General features: G+C 37.5%; 17 protein-coding genes and 1 pseudogene. 15 read left to right on the top strand and 3 right to left on the bottom strand.

The annotated features are described in order from the left end of the window. Nucleotides 1–18: 18 nt before the first annotated feature. Nucleotides 19–2,718: a GH36-type glycosyl hydrolase domain-containing protein gene (locus JG537_RS03100; RefSeq protein ID WP_199543489.1), complete on the bottom strand. Its 2,700-nt coding sequence runs from the start codon at nt 2,716–2,718 to the stop codon at nt 19–21. 378 nt (nt 2,719–3,096) lie between these two features. Here JG537_RS03100 and JG537_RS03095 point away from each other — a divergent pair, with 378 nt between their 5' ends. The 13 genes and pseudogenes from JG537_RS03095 to dltD all read left to right on the top strand — a co-directional run bounded on the left by JG537_RS03095 (nt 3,097) and on the right by dltD (nt 16,037). Continuing rightward, a complete protein-coding gene (locus JG537_RS03095) occupies nt 3,097–4,464 on the top strand; it encodes an ABC transporter substrate-binding protein (protein ID WP_199543488.1) in 1,368 nt (455 codons plus the stop codon). A 176-nt stretch (nt 4,465–4,640) separates the two neighbouring features. Continuing rightward, nucleotides 4,641–5,585, top strand: coding sequence for a carbohydrate ABC transporter permease (locus JG537_RS03090; RefSeq protein ID WP_058832839.1), 945 nt, complete (start codon nt 4,641–4,643; stop codon nt 5,583–5,585). After that, nucleotides 5,585–6,430 carry a carbohydrate ABC transporter permease gene (locus tag JG537_RS03085; RefSeq protein WP_074482398.1) on the top strand — a complete coding sequence of 282 codons (846 nt, stop codon included), beginning with the start codon at nt 5,585–5,587 and terminating at the stop codon, nt 6,428–6,430. The genes JG537_RS03090 and JG537_RS03085 overlap by 1 nt, the downstream gene beginning before the upstream one ends. 25 nt (nt 6,431–6,455) lie before the next feature. After that, nucleotides 6,456–7,781: a beta-glucanase gene (gene bglS / locus JG537_RS03080; protein ID WP_199543486.1), complete on the top strand. Its 1,326-nt coding sequence runs from the start codon at nt 6,456–6,458 to the stop codon at nt 7,779–7,781. 27 nt (nt 7,782–7,808) lie between these two features. After that, on the top strand, nt 7,809–8,456 hold the full coding sequence (bglS, locus tag JG537_RS03075; protein WP_132868951.1) for a beta-glucanase: 648 nt from the start codon (nt 7,809–7,811) through the stop codon (nt 8,454–8,456). A gap of 159 nt (nt 8,457–8,615) precedes the next feature. Next, the gene (locus tag JG537_RS03070; protein ID WP_199543484.1) at nt 8,616–9,410 is read left to right on the top strand and encodes a helix-turn-helix domain-containing protein; all 795 of its coding nucleotides are present in this window, start codon (nt 8,616–8,618) and stop codon (nt 9,408–9,410) included. A 317-nt stretch (nt 9,411–9,727) separates the two neighbouring features. After that, nucleotides 9,728–10,417, top strand: a complete 690-nt coding sequence (locus tag JG537_RS03065; protein ID WP_199543482.1) for a response regulator transcription factor — start codon at nt 9,728–9,730, stop codon at nt 10,415–10,417. After that, nucleotides 10,411–11,568, top strand: a complete 1,158-nt coding sequence (locus JG537_RS03060) for an ATP-binding protein (protein WP_199543604.1) — start codon at nt 10,411–10,413, stop codon at nt 11,566–11,568. The genes JG537_RS03065 and JG537_RS03060 overlap by 7 nt, the downstream gene beginning before the upstream one ends. Before the next feature lie 27 nt (nt 11,569–11,595). Further along, nucleotides 11,596–11,700: pseudogene (locus JG537_RS03055) on the top strand (teichoic acid D-Ala incorporation-associated protein DltX); the annotation flags it as partial. A 15-nt stretch (nt 11,701–11,715) separates the two neighbouring features. After that, nucleotides 11,716–13,254: a D-alanine--poly(phosphoribitol) ligase subunit DltA gene (dltA, locus tag JG537_RS03050; RefSeq protein ID WP_199543477.1), complete on the top strand. Its 1,539-nt coding sequence runs from the start codon at nt 11,716–11,718 to the stop codon at nt 13,252–13,254. Next, entirely contained in the window at nt 13,251–14,513 is a 1,263-nt protein-coding gene (gene dltB / locus JG537_RS03045) for a D-alanyl-lipoteichoic acid biosynthesis protein DltB (protein ID WP_199543469.1), read from the top strand. The genes dltA and dltB overlap by 4 nt, the downstream gene beginning before the upstream one ends. Before the next feature lie 26 nt (nt 14,514–14,539). After that, a complete protein-coding gene (gene dltC / locus JG537_RS03040; protein WP_199543465.1) occupies nt 14,540–14,779 on the top strand; it encodes a D-alanine--poly(phosphoribitol) ligase subunit DltC in 240 nt (79 codons plus the stop codon). After that, nucleotides 14,772–16,037, top strand: a complete 1,266-nt coding sequence (dltD, locus tag JG537_RS03035; RefSeq protein WP_199543461.1) for a D-alanyl-lipoteichoic acid biosynthesis protein DltD — start codon at nt 14,772–14,774, stop codon at nt 16,035–16,037. The genes dltC and dltD overlap by 8 nt, the downstream gene beginning before the upstream one ends. A 54-nt stretch (nt 16,038–16,091) precedes the next feature. On the opposite strand, the gene JG537_RS03030 is transcribed toward dltD, so the two are convergent. After that, nucleotides 16,092–16,973 (bottom strand): LysR family transcriptional regulator, encoded by an 882-nt coding sequence (locus JG537_RS03030; RefSeq protein WP_006530968.1) that lies wholly within the window; start codon nt 16,971–16,973, stop codon nt 16,092–16,094. 157 nt (nt 16,974–17,130) lie between these two features. Here JG537_RS03030 and JG537_RS03025 point away from each other — a divergent pair, with 157 nt between their 5' ends. Together JG537_RS03025 and JG537_RS03020 are read left to right on the top strand one after the other, a co-directional pair. Beyond that, a complete protein-coding gene (locus JG537_RS03025; RefSeq protein ID WP_199543458.1) occupies nt 17,131–18,753 on the top strand; it encodes a malolactic enzyme in 1,623 nt (540 codons plus the stop codon). A 21-nt stretch (nt 18,754–18,774) separates the two neighbouring features. Then, entirely contained in the window at nt 18,775–20,046 is a 1,272-nt protein-coding gene (locus JG537_RS03020) for a 2-hydroxycarboxylate transporter family protein (protein ID WP_199543455.1), read from the top strand. Between the two features lie 120 nt (nt 20,047–20,166). Here the strand turns inward: JG537_RS03020 and JG537_RS03015 are convergent, their stop codons facing one another. Beyond that, nucleotides 20,167–21,372, bottom strand: a complete 1,206-nt coding sequence (locus JG537_RS03015) for an L-lactate MFS transporter (RefSeq protein WP_132869676.1) — start codon at nt 21,370–21,372, stop codon at nt 20,167–20,169. Nucleotides 21,373–21,378: the final 6 nt, after the last annotated feature.

The raw sequence follows: 21,378 nt of genomic DNA, 5'->3' as shown, positions 1-21,378 counted from the left end.
GGATTTCCTTTCATTTCCTTAGTCTAATGTAATGACAATTTTATGAACGTCATCGCTGAGTTTAGCGAGGTCAGCTTTTGTGATGAAGGCAAAAGCATCATCGGTAATATCGATTTCTTTATTATCGCAAGTAGCTTTTTTAATAATGTATTTTCCAAAGTCTTTTTTGTTTGGATTATCGTAGTGAATTTTGAAAGTCTTATCAGCAAATTGAGTTGTAATGCTTGCGCGACCCTTTTCATCGAATTGTTCTGCAAGAAGTTTAGGATAAAGGACAAGGTCACCGGCTTTTCCGTGAACACCAAAGGCTTCAGTAACCATTGTCAACATGTACCAGCTTGCAGCACCTGTTAGATAGTGGTAAACTCCACGACCGTCAGCACGGAAGTATTCAGGGATACCAGGATAGATACGGCTAGTTTCAAAGTTTAATGCTGTGTCAGAGAGTGTTTTAAGGGCCTTCCATCCTTCTTTAGCAAATCCACGACGGTAAAGTGCGTTAGCGTACATAACAGTCATGTGAGAGAAGACAGCACCATTTTCTTTTTCACCGTAAGCAAAACCAAACATACGTCCAAGGTCTGTTTTGATTTCTTTGAAATCTGTATTGAGACGGTAGCCACCGATTTCAGGACGGTAGAGGTAGTGGTCTGCACTAGCGGTGATTTTACGGATTTGTTCATCTGTAGCGACATAGTTCATGATAGGGAAGACTTGTCCAGTCAACATCATATGCATACGGTCGTTATAGAAGCCGTCAGTTGGTTTGCTGCTGTTGTCATAGTAGCTATTGTAGCAACCTTCTTGGTCATTGAAGTCAAGCCATTCTTGTTTTTGAAGGTGTTGACGTAACCAAGCGGCTTTTTGAATAAGGTTAAGAGCAAGTTCAGAAAGAGAAATTCTAATTTTACGTCCTTTGACATTGTGACGACATTGATTTGTATAGGCTTCAAGAATTTGGTGTTTACGTTCGATGTTATCGTAGATATCTGAATCTTTCTTAAGCAAAAGTCCAATTTCTTCAAGAATTTCGATAGAATCTGTGTTAGTTTGACTTTCCAATAGGCGAATCAAGTTGGCAAGATCCATTAAGTTACCAGAATAAGCTGCGGTAAAGGCAACACTTTCACCGTTTTCATCAGCCATATCAAGAGCATCGTTCCAGTCAGCTCCGCGGAGACGATAAATATTATGTTTACCAACTTCATAGAATCCTGTTAAATGTTGAATTAACAAGTGTTCGAGGATGCTACCAGTGTAAATAGCATCATCAGCTGTACGTTGTTGGTTACCGTAAGCATCGTTCCAATCTTGGTCGATCTCAGTTCCGCGTTTAACGTGCGGGTCTTTGAAGTATGAGACTTCTTTTGTCAAAATATCGATGTCACCAGTTTGGTCGATATAAAGTTTAGTTGTCATCAAAGGCCAGAGGGCATGGTCCATCCAAACACGAGTGATACCATTACGGTCAGCCAGGAAGTTTCCGTCGCCATCACCAATGATTGTAGCATTGGTACCATCTAGACGGACACCTTTGTAGTTATTAACAATCATGTCACCAACAGTTTTTGGTTCCATTAGCAATAATGACAAACAATCTTGCCATAGGTCACGCCATCCGCGTCCACCACGTCCATAGTCGTGGTGTGGAAGGAATGAACAACCAAAGAGACGACGAAGGAATGGTTGGAAACATACCCATTTCATGTAGCCATCAAAGTCACTGTCACCTGTCTTGAAGTCAACACCGACTTTTTCTTGCCAGTAATCTTTAGTTTCTTCCAATGTTTTATCAACAGTAGCTAGATTTTTGTATTTATTAGCGACGGCTTGGATGTTTTCAGTTTTATCATTAATCCCCATTAATAGGATAAAGGTTTTACTTTGACCAGCCGCTAGGGTAAAGGTTTCAAATTTGAAAGCTCCCATAGCTTCGCGACCATCAATACGAGTATTGCTAGCAACTCCAGTTGTTTCTTTATATATGGTAGCTGGATGAGTAAATGTTCCACCTTCTCCGATGAACATTTCTACGGTTGGATAGAAAGTTTCTGGTGTTTTTTCGGCATCATCAAAACCAAGTACATAATAAATCTGGTGGTTAAGTTGGTGACCACGTTCATCAAATGACATTGTTGGACAGACAAGAACACCATCTTCAGTTGTTGAAATGCGGTGAAGCATTGAAGTAACGTTTCGGTGGTCACGAATATTATCGGCGCTGCGTCCGAAAATTGGAACAGCACCAAAAGCAGTTAAGGTTTGATCCTTATCAGATAAGTTTTCAAGTGTCACACGCATGATTTCGACATTTTCATCACGAGGCACAAAGGAAGTAATAGTAGATTTCAATGGTAAGTTAGCTGATTTACGTTCAATAGTGTGCCACATAAAACCAGCTTCAACCGTATTTTCTTCTTCTTGATCTGAGAAGCGTAGAGCTTCTTGTTGAGCCGATGCTCCTGTAGCAGAATAAACATTTCCTTTGTCATCGCGGACCCAGAAATTACGAGTTGAACGGTTGTTGTGAAGGTTATCCACACTGACGGGTTCTAATAGGAAAGTTTCTTGATTAATTTTTGAGTCACCGCCTAGGTTAGGAGTGACTGCACTTTTTAATCCCACTTCAGATGCAAGTGGAAAGTACAAAGAACTGATATTTTCTGCTTGGGAAAGTTTGAAATCTCCCTTGTTATTAGTAAATGTTAATGGCTTCATAGTTATCTCCTTTATCTTCTGCCACATATTTTAGTCGAAATTGAATTTAGAGAAAACAAAAAAGAAGAGAAAAATATCATAATTATGATATTAACTAAAGAAGTGTCATTTTTTGTACATAAGGACTTTTATTAGGGAATGACGTGGTTTAAAGTTAGAAAAACGGCTAAAACCATTGATATAAAAGGAACTAAGCGCATTTTATTGAAAGGGTTTACCTATTAAAAAGATTAGAAAAACATGATTTTTTGTAAAAATTTTTCAAACTAGGTCATAAAAATGATATTTTTTAAAATATTATAATATAACACTTCAGTCAATCGGGGTATAATGCAATTACAAAAAACATGAGGGGAAACCTCAAAAAGGAGAAGGATCATGAACAAAAAAGTAAGCGCTTTTATAGCGATTGCTCTTGCAGCAGGGACAATGGTTGGTTGCTCTTCTAAATCAAGCACATCAGCTTCAGGTGCAGAAGGCAAAGTCATCAACATCTATTCTTGGAATGATGAATTCCGTCAACGTGTTGAAGCCGTTTATCCAGAAGTTAAAGAAACTTCTAAAGATGGAACTGTTACTAAATTAAAAGATGGTACAGAAATCCACTGGATTATCAATCCAAACCAAGACGGTGTTTATCAACAAAAATTGGATGAAGCTCTTGGAAAACAAGATTCAGCTGATGCAGATGACAAAGTTGATATTTTCTTATCAGAAACTGACTACGTTACAAAATACACTTCAAAAGAAGCAAACGTTGCAATGCCACTTAAAGATTTAGGAATTAATCCTAAGAAAGATTTGGCTGACCAATATGATTTTACTAAGGAAACTGCTTCTGATGAAGATGGTGTGCAACGTGGTTCAACTTGGCAAACATGTCCAGGTGTTCTAATCTATCGTCGTGATATTGCTAAAGCAGTATTTGGTACTGATGACCCAACAGCAGTTGGTGAAAAAGTTAAAGACTGGGATACTATGAAAGCAACATCACAAGAACTTCTTAATAAAGGTTACTACACATTTGCATCATATGCTGATACATTCCGTTTGTACGGTAACAGTATTTCTAAACCTTGGGTTGAAAAAGGTTCAACAACTGTACGTGTAGACCCTCAAATCATGAACTGGGTTAAAGATTCTAAAGAATGGCTTGACGCTGGTTACTTCAATAAAACAGTTAAAGGTCAATGGACAGATGACTGGAACAAAGCTATGGGTTCACAATCTAAAGTCTTTGCATTCTTGTTCCCAGCTTGGGGTATTGACTTTACTTTGAAATCTAACTGGGATGGCGCAGATGGTGACTGGGCAGTTACTAATCCACCACAAGAATACAACTGGGGTGGTTCATATATCCACGGTGCCGAAGGTACTGATAACCCTAAACATGTTAAAGAAATCATCAAAGCTTTGACAGCTGATAAAGATAACCTATTGAAGATTTCTAAAGATTACCAAGACTTCACAAATACTAAATCTGGTATGGAAGCAGCAGCCAAAGATGATAGCTTCAAATCAGACTTCCTTGGTGGTGAAAATGCTTATTCTTACTATGCACCAGTTGCAGAAAAAATCAAGATTGCGCCATTGTCATCATATGACCAAGGTTGTGTTGAATTGATTCAAAATGCCTTTAATGACTACCTACAAGGTAAAGTAAGCTACAACAAAGCTAAATCAAACTTTGAAACAGCCATTAAAGAACGTTATCCAGAAATTACAGATGTAAAATGGCCAGACTAAATAGCTTAAAGAGTTTGGGTCGATTGTCCCAGACTTAAATGCTATTAGTTTAGAGGATTGAGTCGCTTAATAGAGGTTTTTAGAATTTTGGTAGACCTTGCGGGGGCGAGTTAGAAAATCGATTCCAGATGGAAGGTATTCTGACTTGCTCCCCGTATTTTGGAGGAGTGATAAAGATGAAAAAAAGACGTAAGCGTATAGATTATGGGAAATGGGGATATATTTTCATCCTTCCCTTCTTCCTAATTTTCTTCATTTTCTCTTTTATACCTTTGGTAGATACCATTCGGTATAGTTTCTTTGAATATTATCGTTCAGGGATGACAGAAATTGGACCTAACTTTGTTGGGTTAAAAAATTACGTGAGCTTACTGCATTCAGACATGTTGAAATATGCGGCAAATACAATGATTATGTGGTTGATTGGATTTATTCCGCAGATTGTCATTGCTTTGCTGCTTGCCAACTGGTTTGTTGATGCACGACTTAAAATTCGTGGACGACAATTTTTTAAAGTTGTCATTTATTTGCCAAACCTAATCATGGCCTCAGCATTTGCCATGTTATTCTTCACACTCTTTTCAACAAATGGTCCGATTAATTCTATTTTAGAATCACTTGGTTGGATTAAAGAACCAATTGATTTTATGGGATCAGCTCTAGGAACTCGTTCATTGGTTGGTGTGATGAACTTCTTGATGTGGTTCGGTAATACAACAATCATGTTGATGGCAGCTATCATGGGGATTAGTCCAGATATCTTCGAGGCTGCTGAAATTGATGGTTGTAACAGTCGTCAACGTTTCTTCTATATCACTTTGCCAATGATTCGACCAATTTTGGCTTATACATTGATTACTTCAATCATCGGTGGTTTGCAAATGTTCGACGTTCCTCAAATCTTGACAAATGGACAAGGTTCACCAGACCGTACGTCAACTACTTTGATTATGTTCTTGAATAATCATTTGAAGAGCAAGAACTACGGTATGGCGGGTGCACTATCAGTTTACCTCTTTGTGGTTAGTGCTATTCTTTGTTGGTTCGTTTACCGTATGACTAACAATGAAATTAAAATGACCAAACACCAATTGAAACACAAAGGTAGAAAGGCGAAATAATGTCAACAAAAGCAAAAAACAGATTACGTGTTATTGTGGCACATTTTGTATTAATTACCTTATCATTCATGTGCCTATTCTTCTTTTATATCTTGATTATCAATGCGACACACTCACATGCTGAGTTGCAAAAAGGCTTTTCAGCGCTACCAGGTGCTTCATTATTTGATAATCTGAGTAAGGTAGCTAATGATGGTAGCTTCCCAATGTTTCATGGGATTTTGAATAGCTTGATTATTTCAGGCTTGACAGCTGCTATCTGTACTTATTTCTCAGCTTTGACTGCTTATGGTTTATATGTTTATGACTTTAAGTTGAAAAAAGTTGCCTTTACTTTCATTTTGGCGATTTTGGTTATGCCAACACAAGTTACTTCAATGGGTTTCTTGCGCTTAATCACTAACATGGGAATGTACGATAGTTGGCTTCCATTGATTATTCCATCAGTTGCTTCACCAGCGGTATTTTATTTCATGTATAGCTACTTGGAATCATCATTACCAATTTCATTGGTAGAAGCTGCTCGTATTGATGGATCGAATGAATTTAGAACATTTAATACTATCGTTCTTCCAATTATGAAACCAGCTATTGCGGTTCAAGCAATCTTTACCTTCGTTGGTTCTTGGAATAATTACTTCATTCCAGCCTTGGTTATCCAAACAAAGAGCAAGATGACTGTTCCAATTTTGATCGCAACATTGCGTGGTGCAGACTATATGAACTTTGATATGGGTAAAATCTATACTATGATTTTGGTTGCTATCGTACCAATTATTATTGTTTATCTTTTCCTTTCAAAATACATCATTGCAGGTGTTACACTCGGTGGTGTTAAGGAATAATTTATAAGAGAAAAAAGGAGATTTCATGTCTAAGAAAGATGTAGTAAAGTACATTTGCTACGCAACTGCTTTGTGCAGTTTAAATGTTGGAGTTAATTTTGTATCAGCTGATGAGGTAAATAATGTTGCATCAACAGATAATGCAGCACTTGTGACAAATGCTCAAACGACTAATACAGAAGAAAATGTCAGTGAAGCAGGCAATCAAGCTATTGCCCAAGTCCCTAATCAAACCTCAGAATCAAATGCAGTTTCTTCTGCTGAAGCAGGTGACATTAATCAAATAGTACTGGCTTCTAATGATCAAGCGCAGACTAATGTTCAATCAACTGACAATCAAGAGCAAACTGATTCTCAGTTAACTGCTACAGAAAATACTGATTCAGATTCTGAAGATACAACAGAAGCACCTGAGCAAGTTCTTCACACAGGTGATTATCGTGTAGATTTTGATAACTATGACGATACTACAATGGAACGTTCTGACTGGTTCAATGGTGATCCATTTGATTGTCGCTGGGTTCCAGATAATACGGTTGTTAAAGATGGCACATTGACATTGACAATTGACCGTAACAACACACGTGCTTACAGTTATAATGCTGCTGAATGGCGTACGCGTGAATTCTTTGGCTACGGTATGTATTCTGTTCGTATGCAACCAATTAGTAATCCAGGCGTTGTATCATCATTCTTTACTTACACTGGTCCAAGTGACAACAATCCTTGGGATGAAATCGATATTGAATTTCTCGGAAAAGACACAACAAAAGTTCAATTCAATTACTACACTAATGGTGTGGGTGGGCATGAATACCTTTATGATTTAGGATTTGATGCTTCACAAGCCTATCACGTTTATGGTTTTGATTGGCAAGCTGATCACATCACTTGGTATGTTGATGGTGTTGCGGTTTACACAGCGACTGAAAATCTCCCAGTTACACCAGGAAAAATCATGATGAATGCTTGGCCAGGAATTGGCGTTGACGATTGGTTGGCACCATATGATGGTCAAACACCACTTGTTGCTTATTATGATTGGATTTCTTACAACGGCAATAAAGTAGAAGTTGAAAATCCAGCGGTTGAGGCATATCAAAAAGCAAAAGCTGCGGCAGCTGATTTGGCAGCTTCAACAGCCTCTGCAACATCAACAATTTCATCAACACAAGTAACAACAAATCAAGCAGCAGTCACACAATCTGTATCAACAGCTAGTCTTGCTAAAAATTCATTCTTAGCTTTGCCAGAAACTGGTCAACGTCCAAGCAAATTGTTGACAATTTCTGGTGTCTTGGTAGCCTTCCTTGGCTTCTTAGCACTTCCTTTTAAAAAAGGTAAATTATAATATCAAGAAAGTATGAGTGTTAAAAACATGAAGATAAATCAAGAAGCACATTTTAAGACAACTTTTGAAACTTATGATGCGTCTTATATGGAATTACGAACAGGTGCAAATGGTGATATGTTTGATTGCATTTGGCAACCTGACAATGTTAATTTTGAAGGTGACGGTCTTAGTTTAAAGATTGATCGTGATGCTGCTGGTTATACTGGTGGTGAATGGCGAACAAGAGACTATTTTCATTACGGCTTTTATCAAGTTCGTATGAAAGCTATTAAGAACACTGGTGTGGTAACATCATTTTTTACCTACACAGGTCCAACTGATGGGACAAAATGGGATGAAATTGACATTGAATTTCTTGGCAAAGATACAACAAAAGTTCAATTTAACTATTTTACTGATGGTGTTGGTAATCATGAATATCTTTATGATTTAGGATTTGATGCTTCAGAAGAATGGCACACTTATGGTTTTGAATGGCGTGAAGACCATATTACTTGGTATGTTGATGGAAAAGCGGTTCATACAGTAACTGAAAATCTTCCAAGTACGCCTGGAAAAATCATGATGAACGTTTGGCCAGGAATTGGTGTTGATGATTGGCTAGATCATTATGATGGAAAGACACCTTTATATGGTTACTATGACTGGATTAGCTATGATAAAGAATCTTAAAGAAGCTAATATTCAAAACTGGTAATCTTCTTTGTAGGAATAGAAATAAAATCTCCATTGGAGATTTTATTTATTTCATTGCACTTGATTTTTATCAAAAGTACAGAAATGTGGTAAAATGATAAGAAAATAGTAATCGTTTACAAAAAGGAGATTGGGATGAATTATAAGGATGAGTGGAGACTTTTAGCCATTAGTGATAATTTGGATGATGTGGAGCATCGTCCTTTGACGGAAGAGTTCTTATTTTATCAAGCGGTAGCAACAGGTGATGTTGAGGCAGTTCGTAAAAATTGTGAACAAGAGCGTTTTGTGTCAGAAGATGGTGTGGGAACTCTTTCACGAAATCCAATTACGAATTTGAAATATCATTTTGTCATTACAACTGCAATGATTACACGCATGTGTGGTCAAAATGGTATGGAATTGGAACAAGCGTTTAGACTTAGTGACTTTTATATTCAAAAACTTGATGATCTTCACACTGTTCAAGAAGTTCAAAATTTACATGATGAAATGGTTATTGATTACACTGAACGTATGCGACGTGAAATTCAAAAAGATGTCATTTCAAAACACGTATCAGATTGTAAAGATTATATCTATTGTCATGTTAAAGAACGTATTACGGTGGAACAATTGGCAACTGAATTCGGCATTTCAGCAAGTTATCTTTCACGTTTATTTAAGAAAGAGGTTGGTGTTTCTGTTAGCACTTATGTTAAAAATAAGAAAATTGAAGTTGCAAAAGACTTGTTGAAATTTAGTGATTATTCAATGATTGAAATTGCTAATCATCTATCATTTTCATCTCAAAGTCACTTTATCCAGCAATTTAAAGAAGTTGTCGGAATCACTCCTAAAAAATACCGTGACACACACCATAATGTCAAATGGAATGAAAAAATTTGGTCAGAGGGTGAAAAGAGTAATACCTCTTCTGAAGCTATGTAATAATTGATTGAAATATAAGGTTTGAGGTAGAAGCCTCAGCCTTTTTTTAGTTTTTCGCTTAACTTACAGCTTTGTAAGGACATTTGGAGAGATTAAGTATAAACTAGGAATACAGAAAACTGCCACATTTTTGCCTTAAAATTTCATCAATTTACACGGACTTTTAGGGCTAGGCTTACTTATAATGGTTTGGTATAAGTCCCTGTAAAAATGATGTAGTTTCAACCAGGCAATCTTAAAAAAATAAAGAAAATTTCAAGGTTAATTCAATTTTGGCGTTTTATACTAGGTTTTGAGTAAAAAGGGAGGAGAGCCAGTTGAGAATTTTAGTGGTCGAGGATGAGCAAGGAATTGCGGAGGCGATTCAAGCCATTCTTGAAAATCATCGTTATGAAGTTGATTTGGTTTTTGATGGTGAGTCTGCACTGGATTATATTTTAACAGGACTTTATGACTTAATTCTTCTGGATATTATGTTGCCAAAGCTTGATGGTGTCAGTGTTTTGAAGCGCGTGCGCCAAATGGGAATAGAAGTACCAATCATTTTTTTGACAGTCAAATCACAGTTAGAAGATCGGGTCTTGGGACTTGATTTAGGTGCTGATGATTACATGACGAAGCCATTTGAGGCAGAAGAATTGTTAGCACGTATTCGATTACGAACACGCCAATCATCGATTACTCAGGTGAATCATCTCAAGTTTGGAAATTTGATACTAAATCAGGATACCAGAGAGTTAACAGTAGCAGAACGTGATGTTAAGCTATCTAATAAAGAGTTTCTTTTGATGGAAACTTTCATGCGTAATCCACAGAAAATCATTCCTAAAAACCAGTTAATTTTGAAGGTCTGGGGACCTTTGGATGAATCAGATTATAATCAGCTGGAAGTCTTTATCTCTTTTTTACGTAAAAAACTTCGGTTTTTGGCAGCAAGTGCCGCCATTAAAACAACCAAAGGTGTTGGATATTCGCTAGAAGATGGAGAGAAAGAAGGCTCATCATGAAGAATCTTCGGCTAAAATTTGTCTTGATTACGATGTCCATGTTAACCGCCATGGTTTTGGTGTTATTGGTCATTAGTGAACGTTATGACAAATATTGGGATGAGTATGATACTTATCGGATTGTTAAATTGGTGGCTGCTAATGGTTATGTCAAAGAAAATACTGACGAAGCCATTGCTTTTGTCACCATTGATGAAAATGACAAACCAGATATTCAAGTTAACAACACTTTTTTAACCAATAAAGAGGTTAAAGAAGTCAGCAAAGATTTGTTAAAAAGAGGTAAAAAGAGTTGGAAATGGCATGATTACATCTATTCTTTGAAAGAAACAAAAGATGGAACTTGGCAACTTGTCTTTATTGATTTTTCAAGCTATTCAGCTTCTTATGCTCAAGTTTTTCTGGTTACTGTTTATGTTATTTTTGGCCTTCTTTTGCTTACGGGAGTTAGTATCTACCTATCACGTTTTATCGTTCAACCAGCTCAAGATGCCATTGATCGTGAGAAACGTTTTGTTTCAGACGCTAGCCATGAATTGAAAACACCAATTGCTTCTATTCGTGCTAATGCTCAAGTTTTGCAAAGTCAAATTACCTCTAATCGTTACTTGAATCATATTCTTTCTGAAACGAAGCGAATGGAACATTTGATTCAAGAGCTCCTTGGCTTATCTAAACTTGATAAAGATGGCAGAGCTCATTTTGACAAAATTAATTTTTCAAGCATTTGCCAAGAAATGATTCTGAGTTACGAAAGCTTGGCCTATGAAGAAGGCAAATTAATTGAGGACAATATTTCAGAAAATATTGAAGTTCTCGGACAAGAATCTCAGTTGAAACAGTTAATTACTATTCTTTTGGATAATGCGATTAAGCATTCTTTGGACAAGGGAAAGATTAAGGTCGATTTGCTGCAAGAAAAGAAAACGGCTATTTTACGAGTGTCAAATCCTAGCCAAGTCTACCCAGATGATGTGTTAAATAATCTTTTTGAACGTTTCTATCAGGCTGAAGATTCTCGTAACAGTAGTTCAAGTTTTGGTTTAGGATTGGCGATTGCTAAGGCTATTGTGGAAAAACACAAAGGCAGTATCAAAGTTTGGCAAGTTGACGGTAATTTAACGTTTGAGGTGCAACTACCAATTAAATAAGGAGTTTCAATGAAGGATACTACTTGATTTGTATTAAAAACCTTGTTTTATTTTGTGATTTTTACGGTTTTAATTTATTTTTTCAGTTATCTTGGTCGTGGTCAAGGTAATTTCATCTACAATGAGTTTTAGAAAGGTAAACTGTTCATGTTACACGATATGATTGAGAAAATTGAGCATTTTGCTCAGATACAAGGCGATTTTCCAGTCTACAATGTCTTAGGGGAAGTTCATACTTACCGTGACTTGAAGGAAAATTCAGATTCTCTAGCAGCTTATATTGATTTTTTGAAGCTGGAAGAAAAATCTCCTGTTCTTGTTTTTGGAGGACAAGAGTATGATATGTTAGCTACTTTTGTAGCGTTGACAAAATCTGGACATGCTTATATTCCAGTTGACCAACATTCAGCTCTTGAACGTATTGAAGCTATTTTAGAAGTAGCTGAGCCAAGCTTGATTATTGCAGTAGGTGACTTTCCTTTGGAAATAACTAATATTCCAATGATTACACTTGACCAATTACAAACGATTTTTGCACAAAAATCTGAATATCAATTGACTCATCCTGTTAAAGGTGATGATAATTATTATATTATCTTTACTTCTGGGACAACGGGTAAACCAAAAGGGGTTCAAATTTCCCATGATAACCTGCTTAGCTTTACCAATTGGATGATTTCGGATAAAGAGTTTTCAGTACCAGAACGTCCACAAATGTTGGCACAACCACCATATTCGTTTGACTTGTCAGTCATGTATTGGGCACCAACTTTAGCACTTGGTGGGACACTCTTTGCTCTTCCGAAAGAATTAACAACTGACTTCAAGCGACTCTTTACAACCATTAATAAATTGCCGATTGAGGTTTGGACATCAACACCATCATTTGCTGATATGGCCATGTTGTCAACTGACTTCAATCAAGAGACATTGCCACATCTGACACATTTTTATTTCGATGGGGAAGAGTTAACAGTAAAAACAGCTCAAAAATTGCGTAGCCGTTTCCCTAAAGCACGCATTGTTAATGCTTATGGTCCAACAGAAGCTACAGTTGCGCTTTCTGCGGTAGCTATCACAGATGAGATGTTGAAAACATGTAAACGTCTGCCGATTGGATATACTAAAGAAGATTCACCAACCTTTGTTATTGATGAAAATGGTAAAGCTCTTCCAAATGGTGAACAAGGTGAAATTATTGTGTCTGGTCCAGCGGTCTCAAAAGGATACCTCAATAATCCAGAACGTACCCAAGCTGCATTTTTTGAGTTTGAAGGATTACCAGCCTATCACACAGGTGATTTAGGAGTGATGACTGATGAAGGTCTCTTGCTATATGGTGGACGTATGGATTTCCAAATCAAATTCAACGGTTACCGCATTGAGCTTGAAGAAGTTTCTCAAAATCTTAACAAATCAGAATACATCAAGTCTGCTGTCGCTGTTCCTCGCTATAACAAAGACCACAAGGTACAAAATCTCCTAGCTTATGTGGTGTTGAAAGAGGGAGTTTCAGAGCAATTTGAACGTCAATTGGATATCACTAAGGCTATCAAAGAAGATTTGAAAGATGTCATGATGGATTATATGATGCCTTCAAAATTTCTTTATCGCGAAAGCCTACCGTTGACACCAAATGGAAAAATTGATATCAAGGGCTTGATGAACGAGGTAAATAGTCGATGATTGAGTTTCTCCATCAATTGCCGCACTTAGAAGCTTACGGAAATCCGCAATATTTTCTTTATCTGATTGTGGCAGTTTTACCTATCTTTATCGGACTTTTTTTCAAAAAAAGATTTCCCGTTTATGAAGCTTTGGTTAGCCTGGCTTTTATCATTTTAATGTTGACGGGGAAAAATCTTCATCAAATAACTTCTCTGTTAGCTTATGTTGTCTGGCAAGTATTTCTTGTTTTTGCTTACAAAACTTACCGAAAAAATCATAATAACAAATGGATTTTTTACCTTAGTGTTTTTCTAGCTATTTTACCTTTGGCTTGGACTAAGGTTACTCCATTAATGACTATCGATAATCATCAATCGCTCTTTGGATTTTTAGGTATTTCCTACCTAACCTTCCGTGCGGTTGGGACGATTATGGAGATGCGAGATGGTGTTTTAAAAGAGTTTAGTTTATGGCAATTTTTGCGTTTTCTTCTCTTTATGCCAACTTTTTCAAGTGGTCCGATTGATCGTTTTAACCGCTTTGATGAAGACTATGAGAACATTCCTGAAAAAGATGAACTGCTTGATATGCTTGAAGAGAGTGTTCGTTATTTAATGCTGGGATTCCTTTATAAGTTTATTCTAGCTTACATCTTTGGAACACTTTTGATGGCGTCGCTAAAGGAAGAAGCGCTAGAAATGGACGGTGTGTTTAACATTGCTACTTTGGGTGTGATGTATACCTATGGGTTTGATTTATTCTTTGACTTTGCAGGTTATAGTATGTTTGCATTAGCTATTTCAAATCTAATGGGAATCAAGAGCCCAGTTAACTTTAACCAACCATTTAAATCACGTGATTTGAAGGAATTTTGGAACCGTTGGCACATGAGTTTGTCTTTCTGGTTCCGTGATTTTGTTTTCATGCGTTTGGTTAAGGTTTTGGTTAAGCACAAAGTTTTTAAAAATCGCAATGTCACATCAAGCGTCGCTTATATTATTAACATGTTAATCATGGGATTTTGGCATGGCTTAACGTGGTACTATATCGCTTATGGACTATTTCATGGTGTGGGTCTTGTGATTAATGATGTATGGGTTCGCAAGAAGAAAAAAATCAATCGTGAGCGCAAAAAACAAGGCTTATCGCCATTACCTGATAATAAATGGACACAAGGTCTTGGTATTTTCATCACATTTAACGTTGTGATGTTGTCGTTCTTACTATTTTCAGGGTTCTTGGATCAATTATGGTTCCCTCAACCACCTGCAAAATAAAAATTCAATATAAAGGAGTTTAGCAAATGGATATTAAATTAGATGTATTAGCAATTATTGATGATCTTTTTATGGAAGACGTTTCAGACATGATGGATGAAGATTTGTTTGATGCAGGCGTCCTTGATAGTATGGGAACTGTCGAATTGATTGTTGAATTGGAAAGTCATTTTGATATTGAAATTCCAATTTCAGAATTTGGACGTGATGATTGGAATACTGCTAATAAAATCATTGCTGGAATAGAGGAACTTCGCAATGCTTAAACGCCTCTGGCAAATTCTAGGACCAGTTATTTGTGCTCTGTTACTTGTATTCATTATCCTTGGCAGTGTCTCTGTTTCCAATAAATCTCACTCCCTAGAAGTTGAAAAGAAAGATGCTGTTTCCTTAAGCAAAACAGGTTTTAAGAGCAAATATAAAAAGGTTCGTGCTTTAACGGATCCAAATCATCGTTTCGTTCCTTTCTTTGGTTCAAGTGAGTGGCTGCGCTTTGATAAAATGCACCCTTCTGTCATTGCAGAAGCTTACAATCGTTCTTATACACCATATTTGCTTGGTCAAAGAGGATCTGCTTCATTGACACACTTTTATGGCATTCAACAAATTAATGGTGAGCTGAAAAATAAGCAGGCTGTTTATTTCATTTCACCTCAGTGGTTTACGTCTAAAGGAGCAAATGCGGCTGCATTTCAAACCTATTTTAGCAGTGGACAAGCCATTGATTTCTTGCAAAGCCAAACAGGAACAGCTTATGATCGTTATGCTGCTAAACGTTTCTTGAAACTTTATCCAGAGTCTTCATTCAAAGACATGATGGAAAAAGTAGCTGAAGGCAAAAAATTATCAGCAGCTGATAAGAGAAAACTCAGAACTCAAAGTGTTGTTTATCAAAAAGAAGATGCTTTTTTCAGTCGCGTTTCTGTGATTGATCATTACGATAGCAAAGTAGTTACTCAAGCTAAAAAACTCCCAAATGCTTTTTCATATCACTGTTTAGAAAAAGAGGCGACAGCAGCTGGTAAAAAGGCAAGTAGCGGTAACACTTTCGGCATCGATAATGGTTTTTATGATATCCGCATTAAGCCAAGATTGAAGGATCTCAAAAATTCCCAACGTAAATTTAACTACTTAAAATCACCGGAGTACAACGATCTACAATTGGTATTGAACCAATTTGCTCAAAACAATACGAATGTTCTTTTTGTTATCCCACCTGTTAATAGCAAATGGTCAGATTATACAGGGCTTAACGAAGACATGTACCAAAAAGCAGTTGAAAAAATCAAATACCAGTTGCAAAGTCAAGGATTTAAAAATATTGCTGATTTCTCAAGAGATGGTGATAAGGCTTACTTCATGCAAGATACTATCCACATGGGCTGGAATGGCTGGGTAGCTATGGATAAGGCTGTTAACCCGTTCTTGACTGAAAAGCAAAGTAAACCAAGCTACCAAATCAACAAACAATTTCTAAGTAAAAAATGGGCAAATTACACCAAAGAGCCTGATTCATTCTATTAAAAATTCAACATGGAAAAACTCAACCCTATCGGGTTGAGTTTTTTGTTTTATTTGCTATGACACTTTTTCAATCAAATCAATCAGTTTTTCAGTTTCATCTGATAAAACAGCATGTTTTGAATGGGCATAGCTGACGTAAAATGTGATGCTATCCTCTTTTGCTAATGGGATTTTGACGAGTTGATCAGAATCACTAGCAAGAGCAATATCAGATAAAAGTGAAATTCCCATGTTTTCAGCAACCATTTGCTTGATTACTGACACATCATCGATTTTGAATAAGACAGATGCTTGGTCGTGATAGCGATGATTTAACTGGTTGAAAGCTGTTAAGTGGATGTTGTGTTCATCTAGCAGAATGAATTTTTCAAAGAGAATATCTTGGAATGATAATTCTTTTTGTTTAGCTAGTGGATGATTTTTAGAAAGGACAACGTAAAAATCTTTTTTGAAGAGTTGTCGGATGACCAATTGGTCATTTTTTAAAGGAGCTAGTGAGCCAAGCAGACTAAAATCAATTTGTCCATCGAGCAATTTCATCATGAGGCTATTTGAACCGCCACGAATGGCTTTTACCTGTGAAAAAGGTTCCAAGTTTTCATTTTGTTCCAGCAATTCAGTCAAAATATAATTACAGATAATGGGCGGGAAACCAACGGTCGTCATAGGATTGAGTGATTGGTGAACCTCATTAACTGCTGTTTTGATTTGTAGTAAGACATCCTCCACGTGACTTTGGAAAATATCACCTTGTAAGGTTAATTCGGCAGTACGGTGCGAAGGATCTTTAATGACTAAGTCACAGTCCAACTCTTTTTCTAAACGTTTGATAGCGTAAGAAATTGTCGGTTGGCTGACCTTGAAATGCTGCGCTGTTCCAGTATAGGATTTTGATTTGGCTAACTGGTAAAAATACTCTAAATCACGTAAGTTCATGCCTACCTCCTTGACTTATTTTATCATATTCTTTGGGATTCTACTTATAAATATTATTTATTAAAACTGATGGGTTTGACTATAAGAAGTTTGGAAGTTTATAATGACCCGCATAAGATCTTTCTACATATTTAATATACTATCAGGAGGAAAAATCATGCGTGGACATGAAATTCTAAACAACCCGTTTTTAAATAAAGGTACTGCCTTTACTATGGAAGAACGTAAAGAACTTGGCTTGCTTGGTATTTTACCGCCTTACGTTCAAACAATCGAAGAACAAGCTGAACAAGCTTACCAACATTTCTTGCGTAAGCCATCAAATCTTGAAAAACGTCATTTCTTGATGGAGATCTTCAACACTAACCGTACACTTTTCTACTACCTATTCAACCAACACATCGTTGAATTCAACCCAATTGTATACGATCCAGTTATCGCTGAAACAATCGAAGAATACAGTGAATTGTACGTTGATCCACAATACGCTGCATACCTTGATATCAACCACCCAGAAAACATCGAAGAAACATTGCGTAATGCTGCTGGCGACCGCGATATCCGTTTGATCGTTGTAACAGATGCTGAAGGTATCCTTGGTATCGGTGACTGGGGTGTACAAGGTGTGGATATCTCTGTTGGTAAATTGATGATTTACACAGCTGCAGCTGGTATTGACCCTGCTTCAGTTATGCCAATTGTTATCGACGCTGGTACAAACCGTAAAGAACTTTTGGAAAACCCAATGTATCTTGGTAACCGCCACGAACGTGTAACTGGTGATCAATACTACGAATTCATCGACAAATTCGTTCAAACAGCTGAAAACATGTTCCCTAAATTGTACCTTCACTGGGAAGATTTCGGTCGTTCAAATGCTGCTAACATTCTTAACAAATACAAAAAAGAAATTCCAACATTTAACGATGACATTCAAGGAACTGGTATCGTTGTTCTTGGTGGTATCTTTGGTGCCATGGACATCACTGGTGAAAAATTAACTGATCAAGTTTACCTATGCTACGGTGGTGGATCTGCTGGTGCTGGTATTGCTGACCGTGTTCACGCCGAAATGGTTTCAGAAGGTTTGACACCAGAAGAAGCTTACAAACACTTCTTCATGATTGATAAACAAGGTCTTCTTTTTGATGACATGGAAGATTTGACACCTGCTCAAAAACCATTTGCTAAAAAACGTGAAGATTTCGCTGACTGCGGTGATATGACTAGCCTTCTTAACGTTATTAAAACAGTTAAACCAACAATCTTGGTTGGTACATCTACAGATGCTGGTGCCTTCACAAAAGAAGTTGTTGAAGCTATGTGCGAAAACACTGAACGCCCAGTTATCTTCCCAATTTCAAACCCAACTAAGAAATTAGAAGCAACTGCCCAACAAGTTATCGAATGGTCAGACGGTAAAGCATTCGTTGCTACTGGTGTGCCTTCAGGTACAGTAAGCTACAAAGGTGTTGATTACCAAATCGGACAAGCTAACAACGCTTTGATCTACCCAGGTCTTGGTCTTGGTATGTTGGCTTCAGAAGCTTCACTTCTTACAGATGAAATGATTGGTGCTGCAGCTCACTCACTAAGTGGTCTTGTAGATCCAGGTCAACCAGGTGCACCTGTTCTTCCTCCATTCCAATACGTTGCTGAAGTTTCTATCAAAGTTGCGGAAGCTGTTGCTAAAAAAGCTCAAGAACAAGGTTTAGCTCAAGCTGAAGAAAAAGATATGGCTAAAGCTGTTCGTGACCTTAAATGGTATCCAAAATATTAATGAAGGAGGATAACCATTCGTATGAAAAAATTCTCTGATGTTAAAATCGCGGGTATTTCATTGCCCCTTTATACGGCTCTGGTTATCGTCTTAGCTGCTGTTATCGCTATGGATAAATTGCCACTGAACATGGTGGGAATTACCTTTATGTTAGTTGTTTTAGGGCATCTCTTTTACTTCCTTGGTGAAAGATTACCATTTTGGAATACCTATCTTGGTGGTGGCTCTGTATTTACCCTTCTTTTAGCTGCAGTGCTAGCTACAACTGGCCTTATCCCGAAGACAGTTGTAGCAGCTACCTCAGCCTTTATGAGTGATTGGGGATTCCTAGATTTTTATATTGCTGCCCTTATTTGTGGTTCAATTCTAGGAATGAACCGTAAGCTCTTGGTGAAAGCATCTGCTAAATTCATCCCTGTTGCTCTTTTATCAATGGTTGTCGGATTCTTTGCAACAGGTGCTGTCGGAGCTCTTCTTGGTCAGGGCTTTGGACATTCTGTCATGTATATCTCCTTTGCGCAAATGGCAGGTGGTATGGGAGCAGGGATTGTTCCTTTATCAAAAATCTACGCAGCTGGACTTCACACAGATGCCTCATCAATCTTGTCACAATTAGCACCGGCAACTACATTAGGAAATATTTTTGCTATTATTGGTGCTATTGTGTTGGCGCGTGGATTTGCTAATACAAAATTTAATGGACATGGTGTACTTATCCCTGTTAGCAAGGATGAGTTGGAAAAAGCACCAGTAACACCTGACCCAACTAAAATCGGTGTTGGAATGTTGATTGCGTTTGCTCTTTTCCTTGTAGGTGTGATTTTGAACGCTTTGATTCCTAAAGTGCATAGTTACGCCTTTATGATTATCATTGTGTTTATCCTCAAAGCACTTGATATCGTTCCAAAACCATTAGAAGAAGCTGTAGTCATGTTTAACCGTGTGATTATGGTGAATTTAACGCATGCTGTTTTAGCTGGAATTGGACTTGCAATGATTGATCTAACATCACTTGCGCAAGCTATGACATGGCAATTCGTTCTTATCAGTCTAACATCTGTTGTTTCAATGGGACTTGCTAGCTGGATTTTTGGTAAGGTTCTAGGTATGTATCCAGTTGAAACAGCTATTGGTTCTGGTATGATTAATAATTCTATGGGTGGTACCGGAAATATTGCTGTACTTTCAGCCGCAAACCGCATGGAAATGATTGCCTTTGCTCAAATGGCGAATCGACTAGGAGGGGCTATTGTCCTCATTCTAGGTGGAATCTTAATCCAATTCTTACATTGATTCAACAATCTTTACTCCTTAAAAATGTGTTTGGATAACTTTTAAAATTTTTATCAACTCTGAAAAAAACTAGACAAAACAGAACCCCTTAACCTAAGAATAGGTTAAGGGGTTGTTTGGTTAATCCAGGTATTTATTGGCTTTTTGTTGTTTCAACCAGAGCATTATAGCTAAAGCAACAAGGTATAGGACAATGAAGAGAATAAGAGTTGTCTTGTATGATTGGGTTGCTGAGAAGGTTACAGCTAATAGCATCGGACCAGCTAGCGCAGCCATTGCCCAAGCGGTCAAAATATAACCATGCATGGTTGCTAGTTCCTTGGCACCAAAAATATCGCTCAGATAAGGTGGAATCAGTGAAAAACCAGCGCCATAGCAGGTCATGAGAACAGCCATAGCAAAAGTAAATAATGCTGGAGCATGGAAGAAGATGAGAGATACCGTCATGAGGATATTAACGACAAATAAAATCAAGAAAGTTAAGGGACGTCCGATGTAGTCTGATAAACTAGCCCAGAGCAATCTGCCAAAGCCATTGAAAATTCCCATAAGCCCAACGATAATCGCAGCTTGGTTAGCAGACATGCCAGCTAAATCTTGCGCCATCGGTGAGACGACAGAGATTAAGGCAAGCCCACAAGAAATGTTGATGAAGAGAATTAGCCAGAGCAGGTAAAATTCAACTGTTTTTAAGGCTTTTTTAGCTCCAATACCTTGACTTAATTGCTTATGACTGTCGTCAGCATCCTGTTCACTGTAGGATGGAAATTTGAGAAACTGTGAGACGATAAGCATGACCAGAAAATAAGCTCCCCCTAACAGGTAAAAGGTGTTGATAACATCATATTTGGTGATTAAGAAATGTGCGACTGGACTTGTTAGAAGAGAGGCAAAGCCAAATCCCATAATTGCCAATCCAGTTGCCAGTCCACGTTTATCAGGGAACCATTTGATAATCATTGAGACTGGTGTTACATAGCCTGTGCCAAGGCCAATACCGCCAAGAACACCATAGCCTAGATATAGTAGTAAAAGACTATGATTAGCAAGTGCTACTCCAGTTAAGATATTTCCAGATGCGTACAAGATAGCTGAGATGGTTCCAGTCACCCTAGGACCAAATTTCTCAACAACTTGTCCCATAAAGGCAGCAGACATGCCAAGACAGAAAATGGCAAGCGAAAAAGCAAAAGCAATTGACGATTGATTCCAGCCAGTTTCAGCGATAATAGGATTACGATAAACACTCCAAGCATAGGTAGATCCCAACATTAAATGCAAGATAACACCGCAGCTTGCGATGAGGTAACGATTTTTGGTTGACATGTTTTC

The organism is Streptococcus vicugnae, assembly GCF_016461705.1.
Classification (GTDB): Bacteria; Bacillota; Bacilli; order Lactobacillales; family Streptococcaceae; genus Streptococcus; species Streptococcus vicugnae.
Note: the sequence above shows the minus strand (reverse complement) of the source record. Positions and strands in the feature narration are given on the sequence as shown.